Below are 1836 nucleotides of genomic sequence, written 5' to 3' on the forward strand. Positions count from 1 at the left end.
GAGCTGGCGCAGCCGGCGGGCCAGCAGGCCCGGGCGGGGCCGGGTACGAGCGACCAGGACGCGCACGCCCGCGAGCGGTGCCGCACCGCCGGCCGGGGCGTCGTTGCGGGCGGCGACCTCGCCGACCACGATCACCGCCGGTGAGCGCACACCCGCGGCGATCGCGTCGATGGCCAGGGCGTCGAGCGTGGTGCGCAGGACCCGTTGGGCGGGAGTGGCGCCCCGCTCGATCACCGCGACCGGGGTGGCCTCCGGGCGGCCGCCGGCGAGCAGCGCGTCGGCGATGTCCATCAGCCGCGCCACCCCCATGAGGATGACGATCGTCGCCCGGGAGGCGGCGAGTCCCGTCCAGTCGACGGTCGAGTCGGGATGGCCGGGCGGCAGGTGCCCGGAGACGATGGCGAGCTCCTGCGCCAGGTCGCGGTGGGTGACCGGGATCCCGGCCAGCGCTGGTACGGCCAGCGCCGAGGTGATCCCGGGGACGACGGTGCAGGCCACGCCCGCCTCGGCGCAGGCATGGGCTTCCTCCCCACCCCGGCCCAGGACGTAGGGGTCGCCGCCTTTGAGTCGCACGACCCGGGCGCCGGCCCGGGCCCGGTCGACGAGGACCGCGTTGATCTTCTCCTGGGCCCAGGAGCGGGCGATCGGGCTCTTACCGACGTGGATGATCTCCGCGTCGGGTGGCACGGCGTCGAGCAGGACGGCCGCGGCGAGGCGGTCGACCACGACCACGTCGGCGGTCTCGAGCAGCTCACGACCCCGCACGGTCAACAGTCCGGGATCTCCTGGACCTGCCCCGACCAGCCAGACCTCGCCTGCGATTCGCCCGTCCGCCACGGCGTGCACCGTATCTGTTCGTCCGCGTCAGGCGAGTGCTCACGCGGGCGGCGCCACATCTCCCACCGCCCCGACGCCGCGCCTGTGCGTCGGAGCGGCGTCGGTTCGTCGGGCCGGTGGGGGCCCGTGCCGCCCCGGTCAGTGGATGCCGCACTCCGTCTTGTTCGTGCCGACCCAGCGGCCCGCGCGGCCGGCGCCGCGGCGGGTGCACGGCCAGCAGCCGACGGACTCGTAGCCGTCCGAGAGCAGCGGGTTGACGATGACCTCGTGCTCGGCGACGTATCGGTCGACGTCGGCGTCGGTCCAGGCGGCCAGCGGGTGGATCTTCGCCTTGCCTCGGCGCTCGTCCCAGTCGACGACCTTCAGGTTCGCCCGGCCGGCGGACTCGGCGCGCCGCGACCCGGCGGCCCAGGCGTCGTACGGCGCCAGCGCCCGGTCCAGCGGCACCACCTTGCGCATCCGGCAGCACAGGTCGGGGTCGGTCCGGTACAGGTCCTGGCCGTAGACGGCGTCCTGGCCGACGACGGTGAGCTGCGGGCCGACGCTGATCAGCGGCAGGTCGTAGGTCGCGGCCACCGCGTCGCGGGTGCCGATCGTCTCGGCGAAGTGGTACCCGGTGTCGATGAAGACCACGGGCACGTCGGACCGGATCCGGGCGAGCATGTCGACCAGGATCGCTTCGGCCATGGACGCGGCGACCACCAGCTTCGGGCCGAACTCCTCGACCGCCCAGCCGAGGATCTCCTCGGCCGGCGCGCCTTCGAGCTCGTCTCCGGCTCGCAGCGCCCGGGATTGCAGCGTGGCACCCATCAGCTCGTCTCCTCGTCGTCGCGCGCGGCGCCTCGCCGTGCCGTCTGGTCCCCCGCTGCGCCGGGCCCGCTCGCCGGCTAGCGCCCCCGGGGGGGGGGGGGGGGCGCCGCCCAGAGATGCCGCTGCGTTCCGATGAACCTGGACGTGGCGGTGCACTGGGGCCTCATTTCGTCCTCGCGGGTAGTGATC

At 74.7% G+C, this 1836-nt stretch carries 2 protein-coding genes; both read right to left on the reverse strand.

All coding sequences use genetic code 11. From position 1 onward, the window contains the following. A partial coding sequence (cobA, locus tag ND748_RS31160; protein WP_251749887.1) for a uroporphyrinogen-III C-methyltransferase occupies positions 1 to 846 on the reverse strand: 846 nt, incomplete at its 3' end. A gap of 129 nt (positions 847 to 975) precedes the next feature. Beyond that, a complete protein-coding gene (locus tag ND748_RS31165; RefSeq protein WP_251749888.1) occupies positions 976 to 1647 on the reverse strand; it encodes a phosphoadenylyl-sulfate reductase in 672 nt (223 codons plus the stop codon). Between the last annotated feature and the right edge of the window lie 189 nt (positions 1648 to 1836).

Origin of the sequence: Frankia sp. AiPs1 (assembly GCF_023716945.1) — a bacterium.
Lineage (GTDB): Bacteria > Actinomycetota > Actinomycetes > Frankiales > Frankiaceae > Frankia.